We start from the raw sequence: 25280 nt of genomic DNA, 5'->3' as shown, positions 1-25280 counted from the left end.
GCGTCAGCAGCAGGGCAGGAGCACCGCTCGCGGCACCCCGCCCAGGAGCAGCATCGGGTTGACGTACTCGCCGAGATACCGCACGCCGAAGTGCAGTGCCCCCGGCGCCGTGTGCCCGCCGCGCGACACCGCCCCGACCCGCTCGCCCTGCGTCACGGCGGTGCCCTCCTCGAGCGCCGAGTCGATCGGCTCGAAGGTCGTCACGAATCCGTCTCCATGGTCGATCGTGAGGATGCCTCGGCCCGCCACCATGCCCAAGAACGCCACGACGCCGTCCGCCGGCGCTCGCACGGCCGCGTCGTCGAGCGGTCGCACGTCCACACCGCGGTGCCCCGGCCCATAGCGGTGCGCCGGCGCGGCGTAGCCGCGCTCCAGCCGGAAGGCGGCCACGGGCCAGATCCATTCCCGGGCGGCCGCGCCGACGCCGATCGAGGAGGCATCGAGGGCGCGCGGGAGCGCCGCGTCGGCTGGGAGCGGCGCGATGATCATCAGCACCGCCATCGCCGCTGCGCTGAGGTTCGGCATCCCGCCATCCTTTCCTCCGCCCGCACCGCTGATCGCCGACGGCGCAGGAACCGTGCATTCCGACGGGCGCCTGCCGCATTGGGGAGGAGGCGTGACTGATACACTGGTACGGCACCCCGCTCGTCGGGGTGACTCCGCGTGCCCAGAGCGCGACGAATCCCTGAGCCTGTCGAAGGGTGTGTCGCGCGGCATCCACTCCCAACGGTCCCACTGAGAACTCAGCGGGCGGGCGTGTGCCGGGCACCAGGCTCGCCGGCCGTCCGGACCGGCGCGAACAACCGCAACATGGCGCGCGAGCGCCAGAACAGGAGAACGGCCATGGCCGTCGTCACGATTCGCCAGCTGCTCGACAGCGGCGTCCACTTCGGGCACCAGACCCGCCGCTGGAACCCGAAAGTCAAGCGCTTCATCCTCACGGAGCGCTCGGGCATCCACATCATCGACCTCCAGCAGTCGCTGACCTACATCGACAAGGCGTACGAGTTCGTCAAGGAGACGGTCGCCCACGGCGGCACGATCCTCTTCGTCGGCACGAAGAAGCAGGCCCAGGAAGTGCTCGCCGAGCAGGCGACGCGCGTCGGCCAGCCCTACGTCAACCAGCGCTGGCTCGGTGGTCTCCTCACGAACTTCTCGACGGTCTCCAAGCGCCTCGCGCGCATGAAGGAGCTCGAGGAGCTCAACTTCGACGACCCGGCTGCGAGCGGCTTCACCAAGAAGGAGCTCCTCCTCAAGCGTCGCGAGCTCGACAAGCTCCACAAGTCGCTCGGCGGCATCCGCAACCTCCAGAAGACGCCGTCGGCGATCTGGGTCATCGACGCCAAGCGCGAGCACCTCGCGATCGACGAGGCCAAGAAGCTCGGCATCCCCGTCATCGGCATCCTCGACACGAACGCCGACCCGGACGAGTTCCAGTACCCGATCCCCGGCAACGACGACGCGATCCGTTCGGTGAGCCTGCTCACGCGCATCATCGCCGACGCCGCGGCCGAGGGCCTGATCCAGCGTCACCAGCCGGCCGCCGACGAGGCCGAGGACGCCGAGCCGCTGGCCGAGTGGGAGCGCGAGCTGCTCGAGCAGGGTGCGCCCGCGGAGGCCGAGACCGCCGCCGCTGAGCCCGTCGCCGAAGAGGCCGTCGAGGTCGCACCGGTCGCGGAAGAGGCCGTCGAGGCCGCGCCGGCCGCCGAAGAGGCCGCAGCCGAGGTCGCGGACGACGCCGCACAGGCGTAACCCCCGCTTCACCCGCACGCAGGTTCGTCCTGCAGGATTCCGTCCCGGCGGGGTCGAGCATGCCCGCCCGGCACGCGTCGATCCCGCCGAGGCATCCACGAGAACTCTCACAAGCAAGGAGCCGCCACCCATGGCAAACTTCACGATCGCCGACATCAAGGCCCTGCGCGAGCAGCTGGGCACCGGCATGGTCGACACCAAGAAGGCTCTCGAGGAGGCCGACGGCGACCTCGAGAAGGCCGTCGAGATCCTCCGCCTCAAGGGCGCGAAGGGCAACGCCAAGCGTGCCGACCGCTCCACGAGCGAGGGCCTCATCGCCGCCACCGAGCGCGACGGCAAGGTCACGATCCTCGAGCTGAACACCGAGACGGACTTCGTCGCGAAGAACGACCGCTTCATCGCGCTGGCCGACAAGGTCCTCGAGGCCGCGGCCGCCGTGTCGGCCGACTCGGCTGAGGCCGCCCTCGCGGCGCCCGCCGGCACGCAGACGGTCGCCGAGCTCATCTCGGACGAGGCCGCCATCATCGGCGAGAAGGTCGAGCTGCGTCGCGTGCGCACGCTCTCGGGCGACAAGTTCGAGATCTACCTGCACAAGACCAGCAAGGACCTCCCGCCCCAGGTCGGCGTCGTGCTGGCCTACTCGGGCGACGACGCCGAGACGGCGCGCAGCCTCGCGCAGCACATCTCGTTCGCCAACCCCTCGTACCTCACGCGTGAGGACGTGCCGGCGGAGGACGTCGAGAAGGAGCGTCAGATCGTCACCGAGATCTCGCGCAACGAGGGCAAGCCCGAGGCCGCGCTCCCGAAGATCGTCGAGGGCCGCGTCAACGCCTTCTTCAAGCAGGTCGCCCTGCTCGACCAGGACTACGCGAAGGACAACAAGCTGTCCGTCGCGCAGGTCGCGAAGGACGCCGGTCTCACGCTCACCGACTTCGCCCGCTTCAAGGTCGGCGCGTAGTTCACCGGGAAGGCCCGCATCGATTGCCGATGCGGGCCTTTTCCATGAGTTCGGACCGCCGCCCACCGGTGGCGGATTCCATCGGAGGGGTCCGGACCCCGTCTTCGGCGGCGCATGCCCGACCCGAACCTATAGTCTGCAATCGCGACGAGAGGATCCCACTTTGATCGACGAAGCGACCGGACGCCGCCGCGTCCTCCTCAAGCTCTCCGGTGAAGCATTCGGGGGAGGGCAGCTCGGAGTCAATCCCGACGTGGTGAGCCAGATGGCGCGTGAGATCGCCGAGGCCGTCGACCGGGTCGAGGTCGCCGTCGTCGTCGGCGGCGGGAACTTCTTCCGCGGCGCCGAGCTCAGCCAGCGCGGCATGGACCGCGGGCGCGCGGACTACATGGGCATGCTCGGCACCGTCATGAACGCCCTCGCCCTCCAGGACTTCCTCGAGCAGGCCGGCGCGGCCACGCGCGTGCAGTCGGCCATCTCCATGACCCAGGTCGCCGAGCCCTACATCCCGCGCCGCGCAGAGCGTCACATGGAGAAGGGCCGCGTCGTCATCTTCGGCGCCGGCGCCGGCCTGCCGTACTTCTCGACCGACACCGTCGCGGCGCAGCGTGCGCTGGAGACCAAGTGCGATGAGATCCTCGTCGCCAAGAACGGCGTCGACGGCGTGTACACCGCCGACCCGCGCCTCGACCCCTCGGCCACCCGTATCGACGAGCTCACGTACTCCGACGCCCTGCTGCGCGGACTCAAGGTCGTCGACTCGACGGCGTTCAGCCTCTGCATGGACAACCGCATCGACATGCGGGTCTTCGGGATGGAGCCCGCGGGCAACGTCACCCGGGCGCTTCTGGGCGAAAGGATCGGCACGCTCGTCACGGTCTGAGCGGGTGTCGCCGACTAGACTGGTGCTCTTCGATCCACGATGGGAGACACAGTGATCGCCGACGTTCTGTCCGATGCCGCAGCGCGCATGGACCGCGCAGTGGAGGCCGCGAAGGATGACTTCGCAACCGTACGGACGGGCCGCGCGAACCCGCAGCTCTTCCAGAAGGTCCTCGTCGACTACTACGGCAGCCCGACCCCCCTCGCGCAGCTCGCCTCGATCAACAACCCGGAGGCGCGCACGCTCCTCGTCACGCCGTACGACAAGTCGGCGCTGAAGGCGATCGAGCAGGCGATCCGCGACATCCCGAACCTCGGCGTCAACCCGACCAACGACGGCAACCTCGTCCGCGTCACGATGCCTGAGCTGACCGAGGAGCGCCGCAAGGAATACGTCAAGCTCACGCGCAGCAAGGGCGAGGACGCGAAAGTCCACGTGCGCGGCATCCGTCGCAAGGCCAAGGACGACATCGACGCGCTGAAGGGCGAGGTCGGCGACGACGAGCTCGCCCGCGCCGAGAAGGAGCTCGACGCCATCACGCGCTCGCGCGTCGACGCCATCGACGAGGCGCTCAAGCGCAAAGAGGCCGAACTCCTCGAGGTCTGATCAAGCCCATGTCCGACGCATCCGGTGACGTGCCCGGCTCGTCGCCGGGTGAGCCCGGCGCGCCGCAGAGCAGACGCGATGCCGCACGCGCCCGCCGCGACGAGACGCCGGACACCGGGCCGGCGCTCCAGTCGCAGGTGCGCGCCGCGCGCAGCGAGTTCGAGAGCCAGATCGCCCACGCCCGGGCCGAGTTCGACCAGGCCAACGAGCGCATCAAGCAGCGGACCGGCCGCGACCTCATCGTCGCGACCCTCATCGGGCTGACGCTCGGTGCGGCGCTGATAGCCTCGCTCATCTTCGTCAAGTGGATCTTCGTCCTCTTCGCCCTCGCGGCGGCGGTGCTCGGTCTGTTCGAGTTCGGTCGGGCGCTCACGGTCGCGGGGCGGAAGGTCGACCTCGTCCCGCAGATCGGCGCGGGCGTGCTGCTCGTTCTTGCAGGCTTCTTCCTGGACTCGTGGTTCCTGTGGGTCATGACGTTCGCGGCGGTCGCCCTCGTCATCGTGTGGCGTCTCATCGCCCAGATGGCCGCCCGCGACGGCCGGACGTACGGGGCGGTGCTCAGCGACGTGCTCGTCGCCGGGTTCATGCAGCTCTACGTGCCGTTCCTGGCGGCGCTGTGCGTCGTCCTGCTCCGGCAGGAGGGCGGCGAGTGGTGGGTGCTGTCCTTCATCGTCACGGCGGTCGCCGCAGACACGGGGGCGTATGCGTCGGGGCTCGCCTTCGGCAAGCACCCGATGGCTCCCCGCATCAGCCCCAAGAAGACGTGGGAGGGCTTCGCCGGCGCGGCGGCTGCGGCGCTGGTCGCAGGACTCCTCCTGGGCCTGTTCACGATGGGCCTGCCCTGGTGGGCCGGCCTCGTCTTCGGCATCGTGATCCTCATCACCGCGACGGTCGGCGATCTCGCCGAGTCGATGATCAAGCGCGATCTCGGCATCAAGGACATGAGCTCGTGGCTCCCCGGGCACGGCGGCGTGCTCGACCGGCTCGACTCGATCCTGCTCTCGATCATCGCGACCCTCGCCCTGTACTACCTCTTCACCCCCCTGGTCGCCTGAACCCGATGACATCCCCCGCCACACCTGAGTCCCCCGCGCCCTTCCCCGACGCCCCTCGCCGTACGAAGGGCTACGAAAAGCGCACCGTCGACGACTTCCTCGCGCGTGCGAAGGATTCGTTCGAACGCCCCGCCGACGAGTCTCTGACCGCGCTCGACATCCGCCAGGTCGCCTTCCCGCTCGTCAGGAACGGGTACGCCATCGCGTCTGTCGATGCGGCCCTCGGCCGAATCGAGGACGCCTTCGCGGCCCGCGAGCGGCAGTCCGTCGTCTCTCGCGCCGGCGCGCGGGAATGGGTCGGGCGCTCGAAGGAGACGGCGCAGGTCGTACTCGACCGGCTGTCGCGTCCGCGCGGCCACCGCTTCGACCGGGTGAGCGTCCTCCGCTACGGCTACCGTGTCGACGAGGTCGACCTCGTGTCCGACAAGATCGCCGGGTATCTCGAGGCGGGCGAGCCCGTCACGGTCGAGCAGGTCCGATCCGTGGCGTTCCGGATGCAGCGCGGCGGCTACTCCGAGACGCAGGTGGATGCCGTCCTCGACGCCGTCGTCGAGGTCATGCTCGCCGTGTCCTGACCCCGTTGCGGGGCCGCGACCGCCGAATGGCACGCCCACAGGCGGGCGGCTAGACTCGGGGGACTGTGACTTCCGGCAACGAGATGATTCCCGCAACATCCCGACGGATGCGTCGTCACGAATCGGCCGCTGCCGCCGCACGAGGCGGCGCAGCATCCAGAGCCGCCGCCCGTGCCGCGCAGCCGCGCTGGTCACGCCGTCGTGGCGTCCTGGGCGTCTTCGCGGGGCTGGCCGTCGTGGGGTTCGCGGCCGCCTACATCGGCCCGATGGGCTCGGCGCTGTCGGAGGCGAAGGCGGACGAGGCGGCGCCCATCACGCTCTACGCGACGGGCCTCGGCGACATCCAGTCCTTCGAGCTGGCCGCGGTCGACGACGAGACGGATGCCGCGAGCTTCGACCGCGGCGGGTACACCGTCTACAAGACGCCGAAGCCCACCCCCACGCCGACCCCCGTCGCGGTGGCCTCGTCGTCATCGGGCGGCGGCGCCGTGTGGACTCCGCCGTTCGTGACCCCGGACCCCGGATCGGCGCAGGCGATCGCGTACCAGATGGTCATCGCCCGCGGCTGGGGCGACGACCAGTTCGCATGCCTCGTCGCGCTGTGGAACAAGGAGTCCGGCTGGCGGGTCAACGCCTACAACGCGGGCAGCGGTGCGTACGGCATCCCGCAGGCTCTCCCCGGCAGCAAGATGGGCTCGGCCGGAGCCGACTGGGAGACGAATCCCGCGACCCAGATCTCGTGGGGTCTGGGCTACATCGGCGGCCGCTACGGCACCCCGTGCGGGGCCTGGGGCCACTCGCAGAGCACCGGCTGGTACTGACGCCATGCCGCGGTCGAATCGACGGCGGCCCGAGTCCGGCGGGGACGACTCCTTCGAGCGGATGCTGGCAGGATGGAAGCGCAGCGAGACCCGTCGGGGCACCGAGTGGATCGTCCAGCCGGTGAGCGCCGCGCAGGCGCAGAAGGCGTACGTCTGCCCGGGCTGCGGTCGGCAGATCGAGCCGGGCGTCGCCCACCTCGTCGCCTGGCGGGCCGACGGCGTGCTCGGCGAGCGGGCGGACCTCGCTGCGCGCAGGCATTGGCATTCGCATTGCTGGAGGATCAGCTGATGGATCGGAGCAGGAGCTGACATGGAGATCCGTGGACCGCTCATGCTGCCCGCGCGCCGGGAGGACGTGGAGCTCGAGACGCTCGACGGGCTGACGCTCGTGGGCGAACTCGCCCAGCCGCTGCACACGGAGCCCGTCGCGACGCTCGTGACGCTGCATCCGCTTCCCACGGCCGGCGGGTTCATGGACTCGCACATCCTCCGCAAGGCCGCCGCACGGCTTCCCGCGCTCGCCGACCTCGCGGTGCTCCGCTTCAACACGCGCGGCACGACCTCGCCGCGCGGGACGAGCGAGGGCTCGTTCGACGGCGGTCGCGCCGAGGCCTTCGACGTCGCCGCGGCGATGGACTTCGTCCGCGAGCGCGGCCTGCCGCGGCCGTGGCTGCTGGGCTGGTCGTTCGGCACGGAGCTTGCCCTCAAGTACGGGCGCGATCACAGCGTCGAGGGCGCCATCCTGCTCTCACCTCCGCTGCATCGTGCGACGGACGAGGACGTCGCGGCGTGGTCGGGCGATCCGCGCCGCGTCATCGTCCTCGTCCCGGAGTTCGACGACTACCTCCGGCCCGACGAGGCGGCGGATCGTTTCGCGCCGATCCCGCACGCCGTGCTCGTCCCGGTCGAGGGCGGCAAGCACCTGTGGGTCGGCGAGGCGCAGACGCGCCGCGTCCTGACCGAGGTCGTCGCGGCCGTCAACCCCGACGCCCTGCCGCTGCCCGAGGAATGGCACGGCACAGGCGCCGTCCAGCCCGCGGGCTGAGTGGTCTCGTCTCGCTCGCTCAACCGCGACCCGGCCCGCGTCGAGGCCGATTCGCAGCATCGACCCGCGCCGCGTCAGCGCTCGTTCTGCCGCGGGATCACGACCTGCCGGTAGATGATTAGGATGCTGGCCGCCACGGGGATCGCGATGAGCGCGCCCAGCAGCCCGAGCAGCGAACCACCCGCGAGGGCTGCGATGACGACGACGGCGCCGGGCACCGAGACGGCGCGGTTCATGATGCGCGGTGAGATCACGTACGCCTCGATCTGCATGTAGATGAGGTAGTAGATCGCCGCGATGATCGCCGTCTGTGTCGAGCCGCCGAGCCCGGGGACGAGGCACAGGAGGACGATGATCGTCGAGCCGGTGAGCGTTCCGACGAGCGGGATGATCGAGAAGAAGAACGCGATGACGGCGAGGACCGCGGGGAAGGGGGCGCCGATGATCGAGAGGAAGATCGCGCTCAGGATGCCGTTGATCACGCCGAGGCTCAGCTGCCCGATGACGTAGTACCCGACGGAGTCGGTGATCTGCTCGCTCAGGTCGACGAATCGCGGGCGCTTGGACGCCGGCACGAGCTGGTAGACGGAGCGCTTCAGGGCCGGCGTCGCGGCCGTGAAGTAGATCGTCAGGATCAGGATGATGAAGGCGCCCGTAAGGCCCGAGACGAACGCGATGCCGGCGCCGATGACGCCGCCGGTGATCGCGCCGACGTTGTCGATCGCCCACTGCTGCACCTGCTCGAAGACGGCCTCGAGATCGAGGTTGGGGAAGATGCCGCTGATCCACTCGCGCATGTCGTCGAAGAACTCGGGACGGCTCAGCAGCTTCGTGACCTCCGTGACGAGCTGCGTCACCTGATCGATGATGATCGGGAGCACCATGACGACGATGCCGGCGAAGGCGAGCAGGACCGTCAGGAGCGTGATGAGCACGGCCAGCCACCGGGGGAGCCGGCGCCTCTCGAGCCAGGCCACGATGGGATCCAGGCCCAGCGACAGGAACAGCGCCGTGCCGACGTAGAGCAGGATCGTCGACAGGGTCTGGATGCTCGTGATCAGCAGGAGACCCAGTCCCACGCCCAGCGTGGCGACGAACGCGACGCGGAACGGGTTGTGTACCTTCACGGGGCCTCCCTGGCGCGTGTTGTGTTCCGTCAGGATACGCAGAGGAGGCGTCCAGGCCCGGCAATGACCCCTCCCGGGCCCCTTTCAGGTGGTCTTCGCTAGTCTGAAACGTCGAGTAGTCGGTCCGCGTGCCCTTGAGCGGACCTCAGGAAGGTGTTCATCTCGTGCGTTTCGTGTGGGCCGTCGCGGCATTCGTGCTCGCGGCCGTGATGATCGGGGCGGGGATCGCCCAGCGTACGGTCTTCCAGGGACCGACCGCTCAGACGGCCGAGATCTCGGTCGAGCAGGAGGCGCCCTACACGCTCATCGACGGCGCTGTGCTCAATTCGATGCCCGGCACGCAGACGATCCGCGCGGCGGCCGACGGCACGGTGTTCGCCGCCTACGGGCGCACCGCCGACCTCGAGGCGTGGCTCTCCGACGCGACGTACAACGAGGTGTCCGTCGACTCCGACGGTGGCATCGAGACCGCGCTCGTCGAGGCTCCCGCGGACGAGGAAGCGGATGCCGAGGCCGACGCCGCGGCGGAGGGCGACGAAGCGGCTCCCGAAGGGCGCGACCCGGCCGGCTCCGACCTGTGGCTCGACGAGTATTCGCAGGACGACCTCCTCATCGTCCGCGAAGAGCTCCCCGAGACGATGAGCCTGATCCTGGCGACCGACGGCACCGCCGCGGCGCCGGACGACGTCTCGGTGTCGTGGCGCCTGACGAGCTCGACGCCGTGGGCCGGGCCCCTCATCGTGGGCGGCGGCATCCTCATGGCCGCGGGCATCGTGCTCTACATCCTCGGCATCCGCCATGTCCGCCGTTCGCGCGGGCCCCGGCGCAAGGGCCTTCCGCTCCCCGTCACCGAGCCGATCGATCTCGCGGTCGACGGCGCGTCCAAGGGCGTCATCAGCTCCGGCGCGCCCACCCGCCGCGCTCTTTCCGGCGGCAGGCGGTCGTTCGTGCTCGTGCCCGCCGTCGCCGTCTCGGCGCTCCTGTTCACGGGCTGCAGCGCCGACGCCTGGCCCGACCTCGCCGGCTCGCCGACTCCGACCCCCACCGAGACCGTCGTCGTCCCGGAGGGTCAGCAGGCACCCGCCGTCACCGAGGCGCAGGCCACCCGCATCCTCGCCCGCATCGCCTCCACGGTCGCCAAGGCCGACGAGAAGCTCTCCACCAAGCTCGCGGCATCCCGTCTGTCGGGAACCGTCCTGGAGGAGCGCAAGACGAACTACAAGCTGCGCGACCTCGTCCCCGAGTACGACGCGCCCGCGGCGATCCCGACCAAGCCTGTGTTCCCCCTGCTGCCGCAGGCGATCGACGGATGGCCCCGCACGGTCCTCGCCGTCGTCGCCGACGAGGCGAACAAGACGGCCAGCATCATGATGATGACGCAGCAGGACCAGTGGTCGGACTACAAGCTCTCGTACATGTCGAGCCTCGAGGCCGAGACCGACCTGCCGGACCTCGCGCCCGCCTACATCGGCGCGCCCGGCGTGCAGCCGGACTCGCCGTTCCTCGTGCTCCCGCCGGAGGACCTCGCGGCGGCCTACGCCGACATCCTCAACAAGGGCGAGGACAGCGAGTTCTACGACCTCTTCGAGGCGCAGGGCGACGAGTTCCGCACCGGTGTCGCGGCCGATCGCCAGGCGCGTCTCGAGGACTTCAACTCGACGGGCGCGAAGACGGGAAGCCTCACGTTCGATTCCGCGCCGGGCGCCTCCGACCCGCTCGCGCTCGCTACGCTGGAGAGCGGCGCGATCGTCGCCGTGAGCCTCACCGAGACCGACACCGCCACGTCGACCGACCCGGAAGCGGTCATCAAGGTCCCGAACAACCTGGCCACCAAGTCGCTGACAGGCGTCGAGGAGTCCGCGAAGGGGTTCACGACGACGTACAGCGATCAGCTCTTCTTCTACGTGCCCAGTCAGGGCTCGACGGAGAAGATCCGGCTGCTGGGCTACGCCTCCGACATCCTCGACGCGAAAGTCATCAAGTGACCGATCCGGCACCCGGCGCCGTCCTCCGCGGCGCTGTCGACCTCTCTGCGCTGCGCAACCGTCCTACGACGCCCGCCGCCCCCGCCCAGGACCCGGTCCCCGTGGGCGCGGTGTCCACGCTCTTCATGGACGTCACCGACGAGACCTTCGGCCAGGCGCTCGAGCTCTCGCGCACGGTGCCCGTCGTCGTGGACCTGTGGGCCGAGTGGTGCGGGCCGTGCAAGCAGCTCACCCCGATCCTCGAGAAGGTCGTCGCAGAGCTCGACGGCCGCCTGGTTCTCGCCCGCGTCGACGTCGACGCCAACCCGCAGCTGTCGCAGGCGTTCCGGGCCCAGTCGATCCCGATGGTCGTCGCGCTCGTGGGCGGCCAGCCGGTCCCGCTGTTCACCGGCGCCGTCCCCGAGCAGCAGGTGCGCGAGGTCTTCGCGCAGCTGCTCCAGCTCGCGGCGCAGAACGGCGTGAGCGGCCGCCTCGAGGTGCAGCCCGCCGACGGCGAGCAGGACGAAGCGCCCGCCGAGCCGGCGCTGCCGCCCCTGCACGCCGAGGCGTACGAAGCGATCGAGGCGGGCGACTACCCCCGGGCGATCGCCGCGTACGAGCAGGCGCTCGTCGAGAATCCGCGCGACGCCGAGGCGAAGGCCGGCCTCGGTCAGGTCCGTCTCCTCGACCGCATCCAGGATGCCGACCTCCAGGCCGCGCGTGCCGCCGCCGCTGCGGCACCCACCGGCATCGCCCCGCAGCTCCTCGTAGCCGACCTCGACCTGGCCGGCGGCCACGTCGAAGACGCCTTCGGCCGGCTCCTCGACCTCTTCGCAGCGCTTCCCGCCGACGAGCGCGGCCCCGTGCGCGAGCGACTCCTCGAGCTCTTCGGCGTCGTCGGGGACGAGGACCCGCGCGTCCTGCGCGCGCGAGGACGTCTCGCCTCGCTCCTGTTCTGACCCGACTCGGCTATCCGGGCCCGCCGCGCAGCGACCCGGCCAGCGGGGTCCGGCGTGGAGGCCGCTCAGAGACCTCCACGCCGTCAATCAGCCCCGAGTAGGTGAGGGGATGTGCGCCTCCGTGCCGTGCTGCAGCCACAGCACGCCCAGAGGCGGCAGCACCATGCGGGCGCGCTTCTCGTCGTTCGCGTTCACGACCCCCATGTTGCCGACGCCGGAGCCGCCGTAGTCCTGCGCGTCGGTGTTGAGCACCTCGTTCCACACGCCGCTCTCGGGCATGTCGAGCTCGTAGTCGTAGACCGGCACTCCCGAGAAGTTCGCGACGACGACGACGGTATTGCCGTGCCAGTCCCGGCGCGAGAACGCGATGACGTTGGGGTTCCAGCTCGGCGCGCCCAGTCGTGAGAACGCGGCGCCGTCGGAGTCCCGCGCCCACAGCGCCGAGTGGGCCCGGTAAGTCCGGTTCAGGACGCCCACGAAGGACTGGAGCTGCGCGTGCGACGGCTGGTCCAGCATCCACCAGTCCAGACCCCGGCCCTCGGACCACTCGGACATCTGCCCGAACTCCTGGCCCATGAACAGCAGCTGCTTGCCCGGGTGCCCCCACATATAGGCGAGGAACGCCCGCATGTTGGCGAGCTTCTGCCAGTGGTCGCCGGGCATCCGCGCGAAGAGGCTGCCCTTGCCGTGCACGACCTCGTCGTGGCTGATGGGCAGGATGTAGTTCTCGCTGAAGGCGTAGACGAACGAGAACGACAGCTCGCCCTCGTGGTGCGACCGGTACATCGGGTCGCGCTTGATGTACTGGAGCGAGTCGTTCATCCAGCCCATGTTCCACTTGAAGCCGAACCCGAGGCCCGCTCCGCTCGTCGGGGCCGTGACGCCGGGGAAGCTCGTAGACTCCTCCGCGATCATCGCGATGCCCGGGTACCGCTTGTAGGCGGTCGCATTGACCTCCTGCAGGAACGAGATCGCCTCGAGGTTCTCGCGGCCGCCGTGGACGTTCGGCGTCCACTCGCCCTCCTCGCGCGAGTAGTCCAGATACAGCATCGAGGCGACGGCGTCGACGCGCAGTCCGTCGACGTGGAACTCCTCGAACCAGTACAGGGCGTTGGCCACGAGGAAGTTGCGCACCTCGCGACGGCCGTAGTCGAAGATGTACGTGCCCCAGTCCTTGTGCTCGCCGCGGCGGGGATCGGGATGCTCGTACAGGGCCTCGCCGTCGAATCGGGCGAGTGCGAACGCGTCCTTGGGGAAGTGCCCGGGGACCCAGTCCATGATGACGCCGATGTCGGCCTGGTGGAGCCGGTCGATGAGATAGCGCAGGTCGTCGGGATGCCCGAAGCGGCTCGTCGGCGCGAAGTACCCCGTGACCTGGTAGCCCCACGACCCGCCGAACGGGTGCTCGGCGAGCGGCATGAACTCGACATGGGTGAAGCCCTGTGCTGTGACGTACTCGATGAGCTGGTCCGCGGCGTCGCGGTACGACAGCCCCGGTCGCCACGATCCGAAGTGCAGCTCGTAGATCGACACGGGGCTCGAGACGGGCTGCGACTTGGCTCGACGGGCCAGCCACTCCCCGTCTTTCCAGTCGTACTGCGACTGGACGACGACGGATGCTGTCGCCGGCGGCACCTCGGCGAACTGGGCGAGGGGGTCGGCCTTCGTGACCCAGTTCCCGTGGCGCGTGAGGAGCTCGTACTTGTAGTTCGCGCCGGGTCCGAGCGCGGGGATGAACAGCTCCCAGACACCGCTCCCGCCCATCGAGCGCATCGAGTGGCCGCGGCCGTCCCAGGTGTTGAAATCGCCCACGACGCGGACGGCGCGGGCGTTGGGGGCCCACACGGCGAACGAGGTGCCCCACGCGCCGTCGTGCTCGCGCACGTGTGCGCCCAGCGCCTGCCACAGCTGCTCGTGCCGGCCCTCGCGGATGAGGTGCAGGTCGAGCTCGCCCAGAACGGGCGGATGCCGGTAGGGATCGTCGGCGATGAAGTCCGAGCCGTGCTCGTACGTCGTCACGAGGTGGTATCGACCCGCGTCGCCCGCGCGCGAGCCCTCCCAGATGCCGCTGCGCACGTGCTCGAGCGGCACTTCGGTGCCGTCTGCGAAGACGGCCGTGACGCTCTTGGCGAGCGGGCGGCGGGCTCTGACCGTCCACTCGGCGTCTCCGCGGGCATCCGTCCCCTGGTGGATGCCGAGGACCGAGTGCGGGTCGTGGTAGGCGCCGGCCGCGACGGTGTCGAGCAGCTGATCGTCGAGGGGCGTCATCAGGACTCCTTCACGTGGAGGATGTGGACCGGCTCATGGAAGGCGTCGAGCCGGACGAAGTTGTGATCCGACCAGGTCCAGTGGTCGCCCGTGACGAGGTCCTCGACCTCGAACGCGTCGCCGGGTCGGACGCCCCAGATGCGCGTGTCGAGGTGGACCATGGTCTGGCGGACGGAGTGCGGGTCGACGTTCGCGACGACGATGATGGTGTCGCTGCGGCCCGTGGGGGACACGTCGGCGGCGAGGTGCTTCGAGTAGACGAGGATCGCGTCGTCATCGCTCCAGTGCGCGCTGAAGTTGCGCCGCTGGCGCAGGGCGGGATGCTCGCGGCGGATCTCGTTGAGGCGCGTGAGGTAGGGCGCCAGCGACTCGCCGCGGTCGACGGCGCCGCCCCAGTCGCGGAACTTGTACTCGAACTTCTCGTTGTCGATGTTCTCTTCCGACCCCGGGCGCGCGACGTTCTCGTAGAGCTCGTAGCCCGCGTACACGCCGTACAGCGGAGACGCCGTGGCGGCGATCGCGGCGCGGACCTTGTAGCCCGGACGTCCGCCGAACTGGAGGTACTCGGTGAGGATGTCGGGGGTGTTGACGAAGAGATTCGGCCGCATGAAGTCGGCGGTGTCGTTCGCGATCCAGCCGAGGAACTCCTCGAGCTCCGCCTTCGTGTTGCGCCACGTGAAGTACGAGTAGCTCTGCTGGAAGCCGGCCATCGCAAGCGCCTGCATGGGTGCGGGGCGCGTGAACGCCTCCGCGAGGAAGACGACGTCGGGGTCCTCCGCGTTGACTGTCGCGATGAGCCACTCCCAGAACTGCAGGGGCTTGGTGTGCGGGTTGTCGACCCGGAAGGTCTTGACGCCCTGCGAGATCCACAGCCGGACGACCCGCAGCACCTCGGCCTTGATCCCCTCGGGGTCGTTGTCGAAGTTGACGGGGTAGATGTCCTGATACTTCTTCGGCGGGTTCTCGGCGTAGGCGATCGAGCCGTCCGGGAGCGTCGTGAACCATTCCGGATGCTCGGCGACCCAGGGGTGGTCGGGTGCGGCCTGAAGAGCCAGGTCGAGAGCGACCTCGATGCCGAGGGCGCCTGCCGCCCGGACGAAGGCGCGGAAGTCGGCCAGGGTGCCGAGCTCGGGGTGGACGGTGTCGTGCCCGCCCTCGGTCGTGCCGATCGCCCACGGCGAGCCGGGGTCGCCGGGCTGCGCGTCGAGGGTGTTGTTGCGTCCCTTGCGATTGAGGCGCCCGATCGGGTGGATGGGCGGGAGGTAGAGCACCTCGAACCCCATGGCGGCCACGCCCGGCAGCCGCTTGGCGGCGGTGCGGAACGTGCCGCTCTTGACCGTCCCGTCCTTGAGCCTCCGCGCACCCTCGGAGCGCGGGAAGAACTCGTACCACGCGCCGACGCCTGCGCGCTCGCGCTCGACGAGGAGCTCCTGCAGCTCCCCGATCGTGACGAGGGAGGCGAGCGGTCGCTGGGCGAAGAACTCGGCGATCGCGGGGTCGCGCACGATCTCGAGCGCATCGGCGTCCGAGACGCCGATGTCGCGCAGGCGGGCGGCGGCATCCGTCAGCACGCGGCGCTGCGCGACCGGACGCGACCTCTCGGCGACGGCCCGGTCGAACAGCTGCGCGCCGATCTCGCGCATGAGGGCGGCGTCCACGCCCGCCGCGATCTTGAGGTCGGCGGCGTGCTCCCAGGTCGCGAAGTCGTCGGCGAACGCCTCGAAGCGGAATCTCCACACGCCCTGCTCGGTGGGAGCGATGAGCGTCGCCCACCGGTCGAACCCGTCGTTCAGAGCGGAGAGCCGGTGCAGCGACTCATCGCCCGAGGGGGAGTAGAGCCGGACGTGCACTCCGATGCGGTCATGCCCCTCGCGGAAGGCCGTCGTGCGGAACGGCACGACCTCGCCGGAGAACGCCTTGGGCCGGAACCGGCCGCCGGGAGTCGTCGGAGACGGCAGCGCGAGCGCTATGCGGCCCGTCTCGGTGTCTCGAGTGCTCTGCCACGCCTTGGCTGGCCGGAGCGGAAGGGCGGAGGAGCTCCGCCAGGGACGGGAACGCGGAGCGCGCTTCGACGTGACCACGATCCGAACCTACCGTGACCCCGACCAGGGCGACAGGCGGCGGCGCGCCCCTTGACAGTCGGCGACTCATTCGGCGCGGAACAGATGCATCGACGTGCCCACGAGCGGCACGACGTCACCCGGCGCGAATGCCCGCTCGTCGTGGCGGGGGGTCTCGTCAGCGCTCGACCACAGCGAGACGTAGCGCTCGACGCCGTCGATCTGCGGCAGCGTGACCGCGATGGGACGCTCGATGCCGTGCACCATGAGCAGGGTGCGATTGTGCTGCTCGAGTTCGGGGGTCGACGTCGCGACGTACTGGATCGTGCGGTGGCTCGGGTTCGTCCACCGCTCGCCGGACATCGTCTCGCCGTGCTCGTCGTACCAGTCCATGACCGATGCCGACGGCGTGTGCTGATCGAGCCGCGCGAAGCGGCTCGGCCGCAGCGCCGGGTTCTCCTGCCGCAGCGCGATGAGCCTCCGCACGTGCGCGAAGAGGTCGCGCTGCCACTGCGCGTGCTCCCACGGCAGCCAGGTGAGCACGGAGTCGTGGCAGTACGCGTTGTTGTTGCCGCGCTGCGTGCGGCCGAACTCGTCACCGGCCGTGATCATCGGGATGCCGGCCGACAGCAGGAGCGTGCCCATGAGGTTGCGCATCGCCTTGCGGCGCGTCGCGAGGATCCGCTCGTCATCGGTGGGTCCCTCGGCACCGTGGTTGTACGACCGGTTCGTGTCGCTGCCGTCCCGGTTGTGCTCGCCGTTGCCGAGGTTGTGCTTGACGTCGTACGAGACGAGGTCGCGCAGCGTGAAACCGTCGTGCGCCGTCACGAAGTTGATGCTCGCAAGCGGTCCCCGCTCGGCGCTGAAGGTGTTCGACGAGCCCGCGAGGCGCGTCGCGAACCCGCCGATGCCGACGGGCGGCGTCGAGGCGCGGCGCGCGTAGTCGACGTCGCTCAGCCAGAAGTTGCGCACCCGGTCGCGGTAGCGGTCGTTCCACTCGTGCCAGCCGTCGCCGAAGTTGCCCGTCTGCCACCCGCCCATTCCGACATCCCACGGCTCGGCGATCTTCTTGACGCCCGCGAGCTGCGGATCGTCCACGATGGCGCGCAGCAGGGGATGGTCCGGGGTGAACGCGTGCGAGGCATCCCGTCCCAGCGTCGCCGCGAGGTCGAAGCGGAAGCCGTCGATCTGCACCTCGTTCGCCCAGTACCTCAGCGAATCCAGCACGAGGCGGGCCGCGGCATCCGTCGACGTGTCCAGCGAATTGCCGCAGCCGGTGACGTCGATGTACGCGCCGTCGGCGTGCTGGCGGTAGTACGAGCGGTTGTCGATGCCGCGCAGGCTCGTGCGGGGCCCGCCGATCTCCTCCTCGGAAGTGTGGTTGTAGACGACGTCGAGGACGACCTCGAGTCCCGCCTCGTGGAGCGACCTGACCATCTGCTTGACCTCGCGCAGCACGGCGGACGCGCCTTCGATGCGGCTGGCGACGGTCGCGTAGGGCGAGTGCGGCGAGAAGAAGTTGACGGTGTTGTAGCCCCAGTAGTTCGCCAGGCCGTGGTGCAGCAGACGGCGCTCCGACGCGAACGCGTGGATCGGCAGCAGCTGGATCGTCGTGACGCCCAGAGACAGGAAGTGCTCGATCATCGCGGGGTGACCGAGACCGGCATACGTGCCGTGAAGGGCCGGCGGGACGTCAGGATGCCGCTTCGAGAGGCCCTTGAGATGGCCCTCGTAGATGATCGTGCGGTCCAGCGGCACGGCGGGCTTGGCGACGCCGCCCCAATCGAAGGACTCATCGACCGCGACGGAGCGCCAGTCGCCGAGCCCGCCCGTCACGAGACCTTTCGCGTACGGCTCGATGAGGAGGGTCCGCGGGTTGAAGGTGTTCCCCGGCACGTGAGGTCCGTCGACGCGGACGGCGTACAGCGATCCCACGCGCAGGTGGGGCGTCGTGATCTCCCACACTCCGCCGCCGACGGGTTCGAGCGGGATCTCGCGGGTGATCCAGTCGAGATCCTTGCCGTCGAAGATGACGAGCTCGACCGCGTCGGCGGTTCCCGACCAGACGCGCACGCGCCCGCCGTCGGGGGTGTGCGTGACGCCGAGGTCGTCGAGAGCAGGGCTGAGGAGGCCGATCGAGGCGGCTTTTGCGAGGGAGCCCGTGGGGGACATGCGATCTACAGTAATAAGCGCGAGAGTCGCAGGTGTCACCAGGAATCGGGGTGGAGCGCATGAGCGTCTATCTCGATCACGCCGCGACGACGCCGCTGCGGCCCGAGGCACGCGATTCCTGGATCCGTGCGACGGAGTCTCTCGGCAACGCCTCGTCGATCCACGGCCCGGGTCAGACGGCTCGCCGGCTCCTCGAGGACGCGCGGGAGCGCCTCGCCCAGACCCTCGGGTGCGATCCCATCGAGGTCGTCCTGACGTCGGGTGGAACCGAGTCGATCAACCTCGCTGTGAAGGGCCTCTGGTGGGGCAGACGCTCCGCTGCGGATGCGGTCGTGCTCCCGGACGGCGAGCATCACGCGACCCTCGACGCCGTCGATTGGCTCGTGCAGCGCGAGGGGGCGGAGCTGCGTCCCGTCGCCCTGGACGCCGTCGGGGCCGTTCCCGTCGCCGACTTCGCCACGCAGCTGGACGGCGCGGCGCTCGCGACGGCGCTCGTCGCGAACAACGAGGTCGGCACGATCAACGACGCCGCGTCGCTCGCGCGGGCGGCGGCCGAGGCGGGGACCCCGCTGCACCTCGACGCCGTCTCGGCGTTCGGGCACATCCCGGTCTCCTTCGCGCGGTGGCGGGCCGATGCCGTCGGCCCGGCGGGCCTGGTCGCACTGAGCGTCTCGGCGCACAAGATCGGCGCGCCCGTCGGCGTGGGGGCGCTCGTCGTGTCCCGCCACGCGGGTCTCGCGCCGCTCCTGCACGGCGGCGGCCAGCAGCGCGGGCTCCGCGCCGGAACGCAGGACGTCGCGGGTGCCGCGGCGTTCGCGACGGCGGCCGAGCAGGCGATCGCCGAACTCGACGCGGAGGACCGGCGGCTCTCCCAGCTGCGCGACCGGCTGGCGCGCGGCATCCTGTCGGCCGTTCCGGACGCCGAGCTGCTCGGCAGCCCGACCGACCGACTGCCCGGCAACGCGCACCTCCTCTTCCCCGGGGCCAGCGGCGAGACGCTGCTGTTCCTGCTCGATCAGGCGGGGATCGCCGTCTCGACGGGGTCGGCGTGCCAGGCGGGCGTCCCCGAGCCGTCGCATGTCGTGCTCGCGCTGGGGAGGACGGATGCCGAGGCCCGCCAGGTGCTGCGGTTCACTCTGGGGCGCACGTCGACCGAGGACGATGTCGATGCGGCGCTGGCGGCGCTGCCCGGAGCCGTCGAGCGGGCGAGGGCTGCGGCATCCGGGACTCGCTCAGCGGCCCGCTCGTAGACTGGAGCAATGCGGATCCTGGCGGCGATGAGCGGTGGAGTGGACTCCGCCGTGGCCGCGGCGCGAGCGGTCGAGGCGGGTCACGATGTCGTCGGCGTGCACCTCGCGCTCTCGCGGGCCGGTGGGACGCTTCGCACGGGCAGCCGCGGATGCTGCACGATCGAGGATGCGATGGACGCCCGCCGCGCCGCGGACCGCCTCGGCATCCCGTTCTATGTGTGGGACTTCTCCGAGCGGTTCCGCGACGACGTGATCGACGACTTCATCGCCGAGTACCAGGCCGGTCGCACGCCCAATCCGTGCATGCGGTGCAACGAGAAGATCAAGTTCGCCGCCCTCCTGGAGCGCGCGCTCGAGCTCGGGTTCGACGCCGTGTGCACGGGCCACTACGCGACGCTCGTCGACGGCCAGGACGGCCTGGAGCTGCACCGAGCATCGGATGCCGCGAAGGACCAGTCCTACGTGCTCGGCGTCCTCACGGCCGAACAGCTCGCACACACGTACTTCCCGCTGGGGTCGACGCCGTCCAAGGCACTTGTGCGCGCCGAGGCCGCGGAGCGCGGACTCACGGTCGCGCAGAAGCCGGACAGCCACGACATCTGCTTCATTCCGGACGGCGACACGCGCGGATGGCTGGCCGAGAAGGTGGGCACGGCCACCGGCGACATCGTCGACCGGACGGGAGCCGTCGTCGGCTCGCACGAAGGCGCCCACGCCTACACGGTCGGGCAGCGCCGCGGACTCTCCCTCGGCGTGCCCGCGCCCGACGGTAAACCGCGCTTCGTGCTCGAGGTGCGCCCCGTGTCGAACACCGTCGTGGTCGGGCCGAAGGAGGCGCTGGCGACGGCCGAGATCGCGGGGGAGCGGTACACGTGGTCGGGGCGCGCCCCCGAGGCGTCCCGGTTCGCGTGCGACGTGCAGATCCGGGCCCACGCAGACCCCGTGCCGGCTGCGGCTTCACTCGTCGACGGAGTTCTCACGGTGCGGCCGGAGGTTCCGTTCGACGGGGTCGCGCCGGGTCAGACCGCCGTGCTGTACGACGGCACGCGCGTGATCGGGCAGTTCACGATCGATCGGACGGTCTCGGCGGTCGCCGAGCGGGTCTGAGCGTCGGAGGCCCTCCCTAGACTGGCGGGGTGACGGACACTTCGCGCTCATCGGCCGACACCGCGCTTCCCGACGACCCTGGGCTCGAGGCCTCGCGCGACGAAGCACAGCAGCTGACCGAGCGGATCCTCGGCGCCCGCGACGCCTACTACGGCCGCGACGCCGAGATCGTGGACGATGCGACCTACGACGCGTGGATGCGGCGGCTCGAGGAGCTGGAGCGCCTGCACCCCGAGCTGCAGGGCCAGGACTCGCCGACGCAGACCGTCGGTGCTGCCGAGAGTTCGCTGTTCGCGCCGGTGACGCACGCCGAGCGGATGCTGAGCCTCGACAACGTCTTCAGTCTCGATGAGCTGCGCGAGTGGTGCGCCAAGGCACAGGGCGCGGCCGGCCGCGAGGTGCGCTGGCTCACCGAGCTGAAGATCGACGGCCTCGCCATCAGCCTGCGCTACGAACGAGGTGTGCTCACCTCCGCCGCGACCCGCGGAGACGGCCGCGTCGGTGAGGATGTCACGGTCAACGCCCTGCGCGTCGCGGGGATCCCGGAGCGGCTGTCGGGGACGGGACATCCCGACATCGTCGAGGTGCGCGGCGAGGTGTTCATCCCGGTCGCGGCGTTCGAGAGTCTCAATGCGCTGCAGGCGAGCATGCGCGATCGAGCGGTCGAAGAGTCGCGGGCACGCGCGAGGTCCTTCGACGAGGCGCGGGCGCGGCTGAGCGCCGAGCGGCGCTTCCCGTCCTTCGCCAATCCCCGCAACGCTGCCTCGGGCGGCCTCCGGCAGCAGCTCGACAAGAAGGACGGACTCGAGCGCGAGGCCGGCCAGGCCCGACTGGACTCGCTGCGGCTGTTCGTCCACGGCATCGGCGCCTGGACGAACCCGCCTGTCGCGTCGCAGAGCGAGATCTATGCGCTCCTGGCCGAGTGGGGCCTGCCGACGAGCCCCTACTTCCGCACGTCGGACGACATCGAGGGCGTCCTGGACTTCGTCACCCATTACGGCGAGCACCGGCACGACGTCGAGCACGAGATCGACGGCGTCGTCGTCAAGGTCGACGAGCTCGCGCTGCACGACGAGCTCGGCGCGACGAGCCGTGCTCCACGGTGGGCGATCGCGTACAAGTACCCGCCCGAGCAGGTCAACACGAAGCTTCTCGACATCGTCGTATCGGTCGGCCGCACGGGCCGGGCGACGCCCTTCGCGGTCATGGCGCCCGCGCGCGTCGCCGGCTCCGTCGTCCGCCAGGCGACGCTGCACAATCAGGACGTCGTCCGCGCCAAGGGCGTGCTGATCGGCGACACCGTCGTCCTGCGCAAGGCCGGTGACGTCATCCCCGAGATCCTCGGGCCCGTCGTCGAGCTGCGCGACGGTACGGAGCGGGAATTCGTGATGCCGGCGGACTGCCCCGAGTGCGGCTCGCGCCTCGCGCCCGCGAAGGAGGGCGACATCGACCTCCGCTGCCCCAACACGCGGGCCTGCCCCGCACAGGTGCGGGGACGCGTGGAGCACATCGGGTCGCGCGGCGCCCTCGACATCGAAGCCCTCGGCGAGGTGACGGCTGCTGCGCTGACCCAGCCGTCCGTGCCCGAACGGCCGCCCCTCGAGACCGAGGCGGGTCTGTTCGAGCTGACGATCGAGCAGCTCGTGCCGATCGAGGTCGTCGTGCGCGACCCCGAGACGGGTGAGATGAAGGTCGACGAGAGGACCGGCGAGCTCGTGCGTCGCTCGCCGTTCCGCCGCAACCCGAGCGCCGCCGAGAAGAAGGACGGGCTCACGGGTCCCCAGCCGTCCGTGCAGGCCGTCACGCTCCTCGACCAGCTGGAGCGCGCCAAGACGAAGGAGCTGTGGCGCTTCCTCGTGGCCTTGAACATCCGCCATGTCGGTCCTGTCGCCGCCCGCGCGCTCGCGCAGTGGTTCGGCTCGGTGGCCGCGATCCGCAGCGCATCGAGGGACGAGCTCGCAGCCGTCGAGGGCGTCGGCGGCATCATCGCCGACTCGCTCACCGACTGGTTCGACGTGGATTGGCACCGCGAGATCGTCGAGCGCTGGGAGGCAGCGGGCGCGGAGCTCGCGACTCCGGGTCACCCAGGTCCCGGCGCCGCCGTCGTCGCGGGCGGCGTGCTGGAGGGTCTCACGGTGGTGGCGACGGGATCGCTCGACGGGTACACGCGCGAAGGCGCGCAGGAGGCGATCATCCGCGCCGGCGGCAAGGCAGCATCGAGCGTCTCGAAGAAGACCGACTTCGTCGCGGCCGGCCCGGGGGCGGGGTCGAAGCTCGCGAAGGCGGAGGAGCTCGGCGTGCGAATCCTCGACGCGGCGCAGTTCCGCGTCCTCGTCGAGCAGGGTCCCGCGGCGCTCGACGCGGGGTGATGGCGGCGCTGTGCGCGCGAGCCGGGATGTCGTAGCTATGTTCTAATGTCAGAGTCCTTCGAGGAAAGGACCCGCGATGACAATGACCCCCGACCCCGCCACGATCGCCTGGCTCGACCAGGAGGACAAGCGGACCGCCCAGACGATCCGCGAGCACGGGACGACGATCGAGTACGTCTTCGGCGATCCGTCGCGACGGCTGACGCCCTTCGCATACACCGTCGGGCTGTTCGGCATGGCCCATCCCGAGCTGCTCGTCTTCGGGCTCGACCCGCGCACGACGAGCCTCCTGCTCAACGACCTGCGGGATCGCGTCCGCGGCGGCCGCGACTTCGCTCCCGGTGACGTGGCCCGCTTCGACGGATGGGGCCATCGCGTGACGTTCGAGGCGGTGCCCAACCCAGGCGAGATCGTGTTCGCGGCGAACCGGTTCTATCAACGCCCCGACGAGGTGTCCGTCGATGTGCTCCAGGTGACCTACGACGATCGACAGGGGCGGTTCCCGTGGCAGGAGGGCTACGAGACCGCGGCGTGGATCCAGCCGCGGCCCGGCACGTTCCGCGCCGAGTGAGTGGTTTCGGCGGCGTGTGGGGCGACCTCCTAGGCGCCGCCGCTCGTGAGCTTCAGGAGCGATTCGCGCACCTGGCGCCGCAGGACCTTCCCGATGAGCGACTTGGGCAGCTCATCGACGACGAAGATGCGCCGGGGCACCTTGTAGGGGGTCAGGATGCCGCGCGCGAACTCGCGGACGGCTTCGACGTCGATCTCGCGGCCGGCCGCCGGGACGACGGCCGCGACGACCTCCTCGCCCGAGCGCTCGTTGGGCAGGCCCACGACGGCGGCGTCGTCGACGTCGGGGTGCTGGCGCAGCGCGTTCTCCACCTCGGTCGGGGCGACGTTGAATCCACCCGTGATGATGAGCTCCTTGATGCGGTCCACGATCCGCACGAAGCCCGCCTCGTCGATAGTGACGATGTCGCCCGTGCGGAACCAGCCGTCGGCGAAGACCGCGTCCGTCTCCTCGGGCTTGCCGTAGTAGCCCTGGAAGACCTGCGGCCCGCGTACGACGAGCTCGCCGCGGTCGCCGGGAGCGACATCCGTCGTCGGATCGTCGGGGTCGACGACCCGGCACTCGGTCCCAGGGAGAGGCAGACCCACCGTGCCGGGCACGCGATTGTCGGCGACCGGATTGGCCATGAGGACGGGCGAGCACTCGGAGAGGCCGTAGCCCTCGACGAGGTATCCGCCGCTGGCTTCCTCGAACGGGACGACGAGCTCGTGGGGGAGCGCCATCGCGCCGGAGATCGCGACCTGGGTGCCCGTGATGGGGATGCCCTTCTCCTTCGACGCTTTCAGGAGCCGGTCTGCGATGGGCGGTACGAGCGGGAGGAATGTCGCGGGGTGCTTCTTCGTGACGCTCAGCACCATGTCGGGGTCGAAGCGGGGGAACAGCACGAGTCGCGCGCCCATCGACATCGCGAAGGTGAGGCAGAGGGTGAGCCCGTAGGCGTGGAACATCGGCAGGACGGCGTAGACGACGCATCCGTCTCCGCGGACGATCGACGGGACCCACGACCGCGCCTGCGCTGCGTTGGAGATCAGATTGCGGTGCGTGAGGGACGCGCCCTTGGGCGTTCCGGTCGTGCCGCTGGTGTACTGGATGATCGCGAGATCGTCGGTACCCGGCCGCGGGTGCGTCGACGGCAGCCGATCGGCGCCTACCACGTCCTCCCACGACGTCGCGCCCGTGACGCGGGAGTAGAGCGCCTCGCGTCCCTCGCGCGCCTTGGCGATCGGAAGGCGCAGCGCGAGCCGCGTCAGGAACGGCATCGCGCGGATGACGTCGACGGAGATGAGGTTCGGCACGCGGAGGTCGTCGGGGAAGTCCTGGACGGTCGCGACGACCTTGCTCCACACGATCGCATGCTTCGCGCCGTGATCCTCGAACTGCTTGCGCAGCTCGCGGGGCGTGTAGAGCGGGTTGTGCTCGACGACGACGGCGCCCAGCCGCAGGATCGCGTAGAAGGCGACGATGTGCTGCGGGCAGTTCGGCAGGACGATCGCGACGGGGTCTCCGGGCCCGACGCCGCGCTCCTTGAGACCCGCGGCAGCGCGGTCGATGGCCTCGTGCAGCTGCCGGTAGGTCGTGACCTTCCCGAAGAACTGCAGTGCTGCAGCATCCGGATAGTCGCGGGCGGATGCCTCCACGATGTCGACGAGCGACCCGCTCACGGGGTCGAGGTCGTCGGGGACTCCCTCTGCGTAGCTGGCGATCCAAGGGCGCGGCGGGTCGTAGGTGGTCGTCACGG

Annotated in this window: 21 protein-coding genes; 15 read left to right on the top strand and 6 right to left on the bottom strand. The window is 70.2% G+C overall.

Annotated elements, in window-relative coordinates; all coding sequences use genetic code 11:
- Positions 1-3: 3 nt before the first annotated feature.
- Positions 4-525, bottom strand: coding sequence for a M23 family metallopeptidase (locus tag ABZ477_RS03130; protein ID WP_360127673.1), 522 nt, complete (start codon positions 523-525; stop codon positions 4-6).
- 318 nt (positions 526-843) lie between these two features.
- Here ABZ477_RS03130 and rpsB point away from each other — a divergent pair, with 318 nt between their 5' ends.
- The 9 genes from rpsB to ABZ477_RS03085 all read left to right on the top strand — a co-directional run bounded on the left by rpsB (position 844) and on the right by ABZ477_RS03085 (position 7695).
- The gene (gene rpsB / locus ABZ477_RS03125; protein ID WP_360127670.1) at positions 844-1752 is read left to right on the top strand and encodes a 30S ribosomal protein S2; all 909 of its coding nucleotides are present in this window, start codon (positions 844-846) and stop codon (positions 1750-1752) included.
- Between the two features lie 130 nt (positions 1753-1882).
- Positions 1883-2710: a translation elongation factor Ts gene (tsf, locus tag ABZ477_RS03120; RefSeq protein WP_360127667.1), complete on the top strand. Its 828-nt coding sequence runs from the start codon at positions 1883-1885 to the stop codon at positions 2708-2710.
- 163 nt (positions 2711-2873) lie between these two features.
- The gene (gene pyrH, locus ABZ477_RS03115) at positions 2874-3593 is read left to right on the top strand and encodes a UMP kinase (protein WP_360127664.1); all 720 of its coding nucleotides are present in this window, start codon (positions 2874-2876) and stop codon (positions 3591-3593) included.
- Between the two features lie 51 nt (positions 3594-3644).
- Positions 3645-4199: a ribosome recycling factor gene (frr, locus tag ABZ477_RS03110; RefSeq protein ID WP_360127661.1), complete on the top strand. Its 555-nt coding sequence runs from the start codon at positions 3645-3647 to the stop codon at positions 4197-4199.
- An 8-nt stretch (positions 4200-4207) separates the two neighbouring features.
- Positions 4208-5254 (top strand): phosphatidate cytidylyltransferase, encoded by a 1047-nt coding sequence (locus tag ABZ477_RS03105; protein ID WP_360127659.1) that lies wholly within the window; start codon positions 4208-4210, stop codon positions 5252-5254.
- Between the two features lie 5 nt (positions 5255-5259).
- Positions 5260-5829: a DivIVA domain-containing protein gene (locus tag ABZ477_RS03100; protein WP_360127656.1), complete on the top strand. Its 570-nt coding sequence runs from the start codon at positions 5260-5262 to the stop codon at positions 5827-5829.
- A gap of 107 nt (positions 5830-5936) precedes the next feature.
- Entirely contained in the window at positions 5937-6650 is a 714-nt protein-coding gene (locus tag ABZ477_RS03095; RefSeq protein ID WP_360127653.1) for a lytic transglycosylase domain-containing protein, read from the top strand.
- Positions 6651-6654: 4 nt separating this feature from the next.
- Entirely contained in the window at positions 6655-6939 is a 285-nt protein-coding gene (locus ABZ477_RS03090; protein ID WP_360127650.1) for a hypothetical protein, read from the top strand.
- 21 nt (positions 6940-6960) lie between these two features.
- Complete coding sequence (locus ABZ477_RS03085) at positions 6961-7695, top strand: alpha/beta fold hydrolase (protein WP_360127647.1); 735 nt, start codon at positions 6961-6963, stop codon at positions 7693-7695.
- A gap of 74 nt (positions 7696-7769) precedes the next feature.
- Here the strand turns inward: ABZ477_RS03085 and ABZ477_RS03080 are convergent, their stop codons facing one another.
- Complete coding sequence (locus ABZ477_RS03080; RefSeq protein WP_360127644.1) at positions 7770-8822, bottom strand: AI-2E family transporter; 1053 nt, start codon at positions 8820-8822, stop codon at positions 7770-7772.
- 164 nt (positions 8823-8986) lie between these two features.
- Between ABZ477_RS03080 and ABZ477_RS03075 the strand changes: the two genes are divergently transcribed.
- Both ABZ477_RS03075 and ABZ477_RS03070 read left to right on the top strand, forming a co-directional pair.
- Complete coding sequence (locus ABZ477_RS03075; RefSeq protein ID WP_360127642.1) at positions 8987-10807, top strand: glycosyl transferase; 1821 nt, start codon at positions 8987-8989, stop codon at positions 10805-10807.
- Positions 10804-11745, top strand: a complete 942-nt coding sequence (locus ABZ477_RS03070) for a tetratricopeptide repeat protein (protein ID WP_360127639.1) — start codon at positions 10804-10806, stop codon at positions 11743-11745. The genes ABZ477_RS03075 and ABZ477_RS03070 overlap by 4 nt, the downstream gene beginning before the upstream one ends.
- Positions 11746-11832: 87 nt before the next feature.
- Here ABZ477_RS03070 and glgB read toward each other — a convergent pair whose 3' ends face one another.
- The 3 genes from glgB to glgX all read right to left on the bottom strand — a co-directional run bounded on the left by glgB (position 11833) and on the right by glgX (position 18245).
- Positions 11833-14013 carry a 1,4-alpha-glucan branching protein GlgB gene (gene glgB, locus ABZ477_RS03065; protein ID WP_360127636.1) on the bottom strand — a complete coding sequence of 727 codons (2181 nt, stop codon included), beginning with the start codon at positions 14011-14013 and terminating at the stop codon, positions 11833-11835.
- Positions 14013-16094, bottom strand: coding sequence for an alpha-1,4-glucan--maltose-1-phosphate maltosyltransferase (locus tag ABZ477_RS03060; RefSeq protein ID WP_360127633.1), 2082 nt, complete (start codon positions 16092-16094; stop codon positions 14013-14015). The genes glgB and ABZ477_RS03060 overlap by 1 nt, the downstream gene beginning before the upstream one ends.
- Before the next feature lie 66 nt (positions 16095-16160).
- Positions 16161-18245, bottom strand: coding sequence for a glycogen debranching protein GlgX (glgX, locus tag ABZ477_RS03055; RefSeq protein WP_360127630.1), 2085 nt, complete (start codon positions 18243-18245; stop codon positions 16161-16163).
- 59 nt (positions 18246-18304) lie between these two features.
- On the opposite strand from glgX, the gene ABZ477_RS03050 reads away from it, so the two are divergent.
- The 4 genes from ABZ477_RS03050 to ABZ477_RS03035 all read left to right on the top strand — a co-directional run bounded on the left by ABZ477_RS03050 (position 18305) and on the right by ABZ477_RS03035 (position 23542).
- Positions 18305-19495, top strand: coding sequence for a cysteine desulfurase family protein (locus tag ABZ477_RS03050; RefSeq protein ID WP_360127627.1), 1191 nt, complete (start codon positions 18305-18307; stop codon positions 19493-19495).
- Between the two features lie 9 nt (positions 19496-19504).
- On the top strand, positions 19505-20602 hold the full coding sequence (mnmA, locus tag ABZ477_RS03045) for a tRNA 2-thiouridine(34) synthase MnmA (RefSeq protein ID WP_360127624.1): 1098 nt from the start codon (positions 19505-19507) through the stop codon (positions 20600-20602).
- A gap of 29 nt (positions 20603-20631) precedes the next feature.
- Positions 20632-22971 (top strand): NAD-dependent DNA ligase LigA, encoded by a 2340-nt coding sequence (gene ligA / locus ABZ477_RS03040; RefSeq protein WP_360127621.1) that lies wholly within the window; start codon positions 20632-20634, stop codon positions 22969-22971.
- Between the two features lie 76 nt (positions 22972-23047).
- On the top strand, positions 23048-23542 hold the full coding sequence (locus ABZ477_RS03035) for a DUF4262 domain-containing protein (protein WP_360127618.1): 495 nt from the start codon (positions 23048-23050) through the stop codon (positions 23540-23542).
- A gap of 29 nt (positions 23543-23571) precedes the next feature.
- Here the strand turns inward: ABZ477_RS03035 and ABZ477_RS03030 are convergent, their stop codons facing one another.
- Positions 23572-25278, bottom strand: coding sequence for a long-chain-fatty-acid--CoA ligase (locus ABZ477_RS03030; RefSeq protein ID WP_360127615.1), 1707 nt, complete (start codon positions 25276-25278; stop codon positions 23572-23574).
- Positions 25279-25280: the final 2 nt, after the last annotated feature.

This window comes from Microbacterium sp. NPDC019599, assembly GCF_040632175.1.
GTDB lineage: Bacteria > Actinomycetota > Actinomycetes > Actinomycetales > Microbacteriaceae > Microbacterium.
The sequence above is the reverse complement of the archived record's forward strand: the minus strand, read 5'-3'. Positions and strand labels throughout refer to the sequence as shown.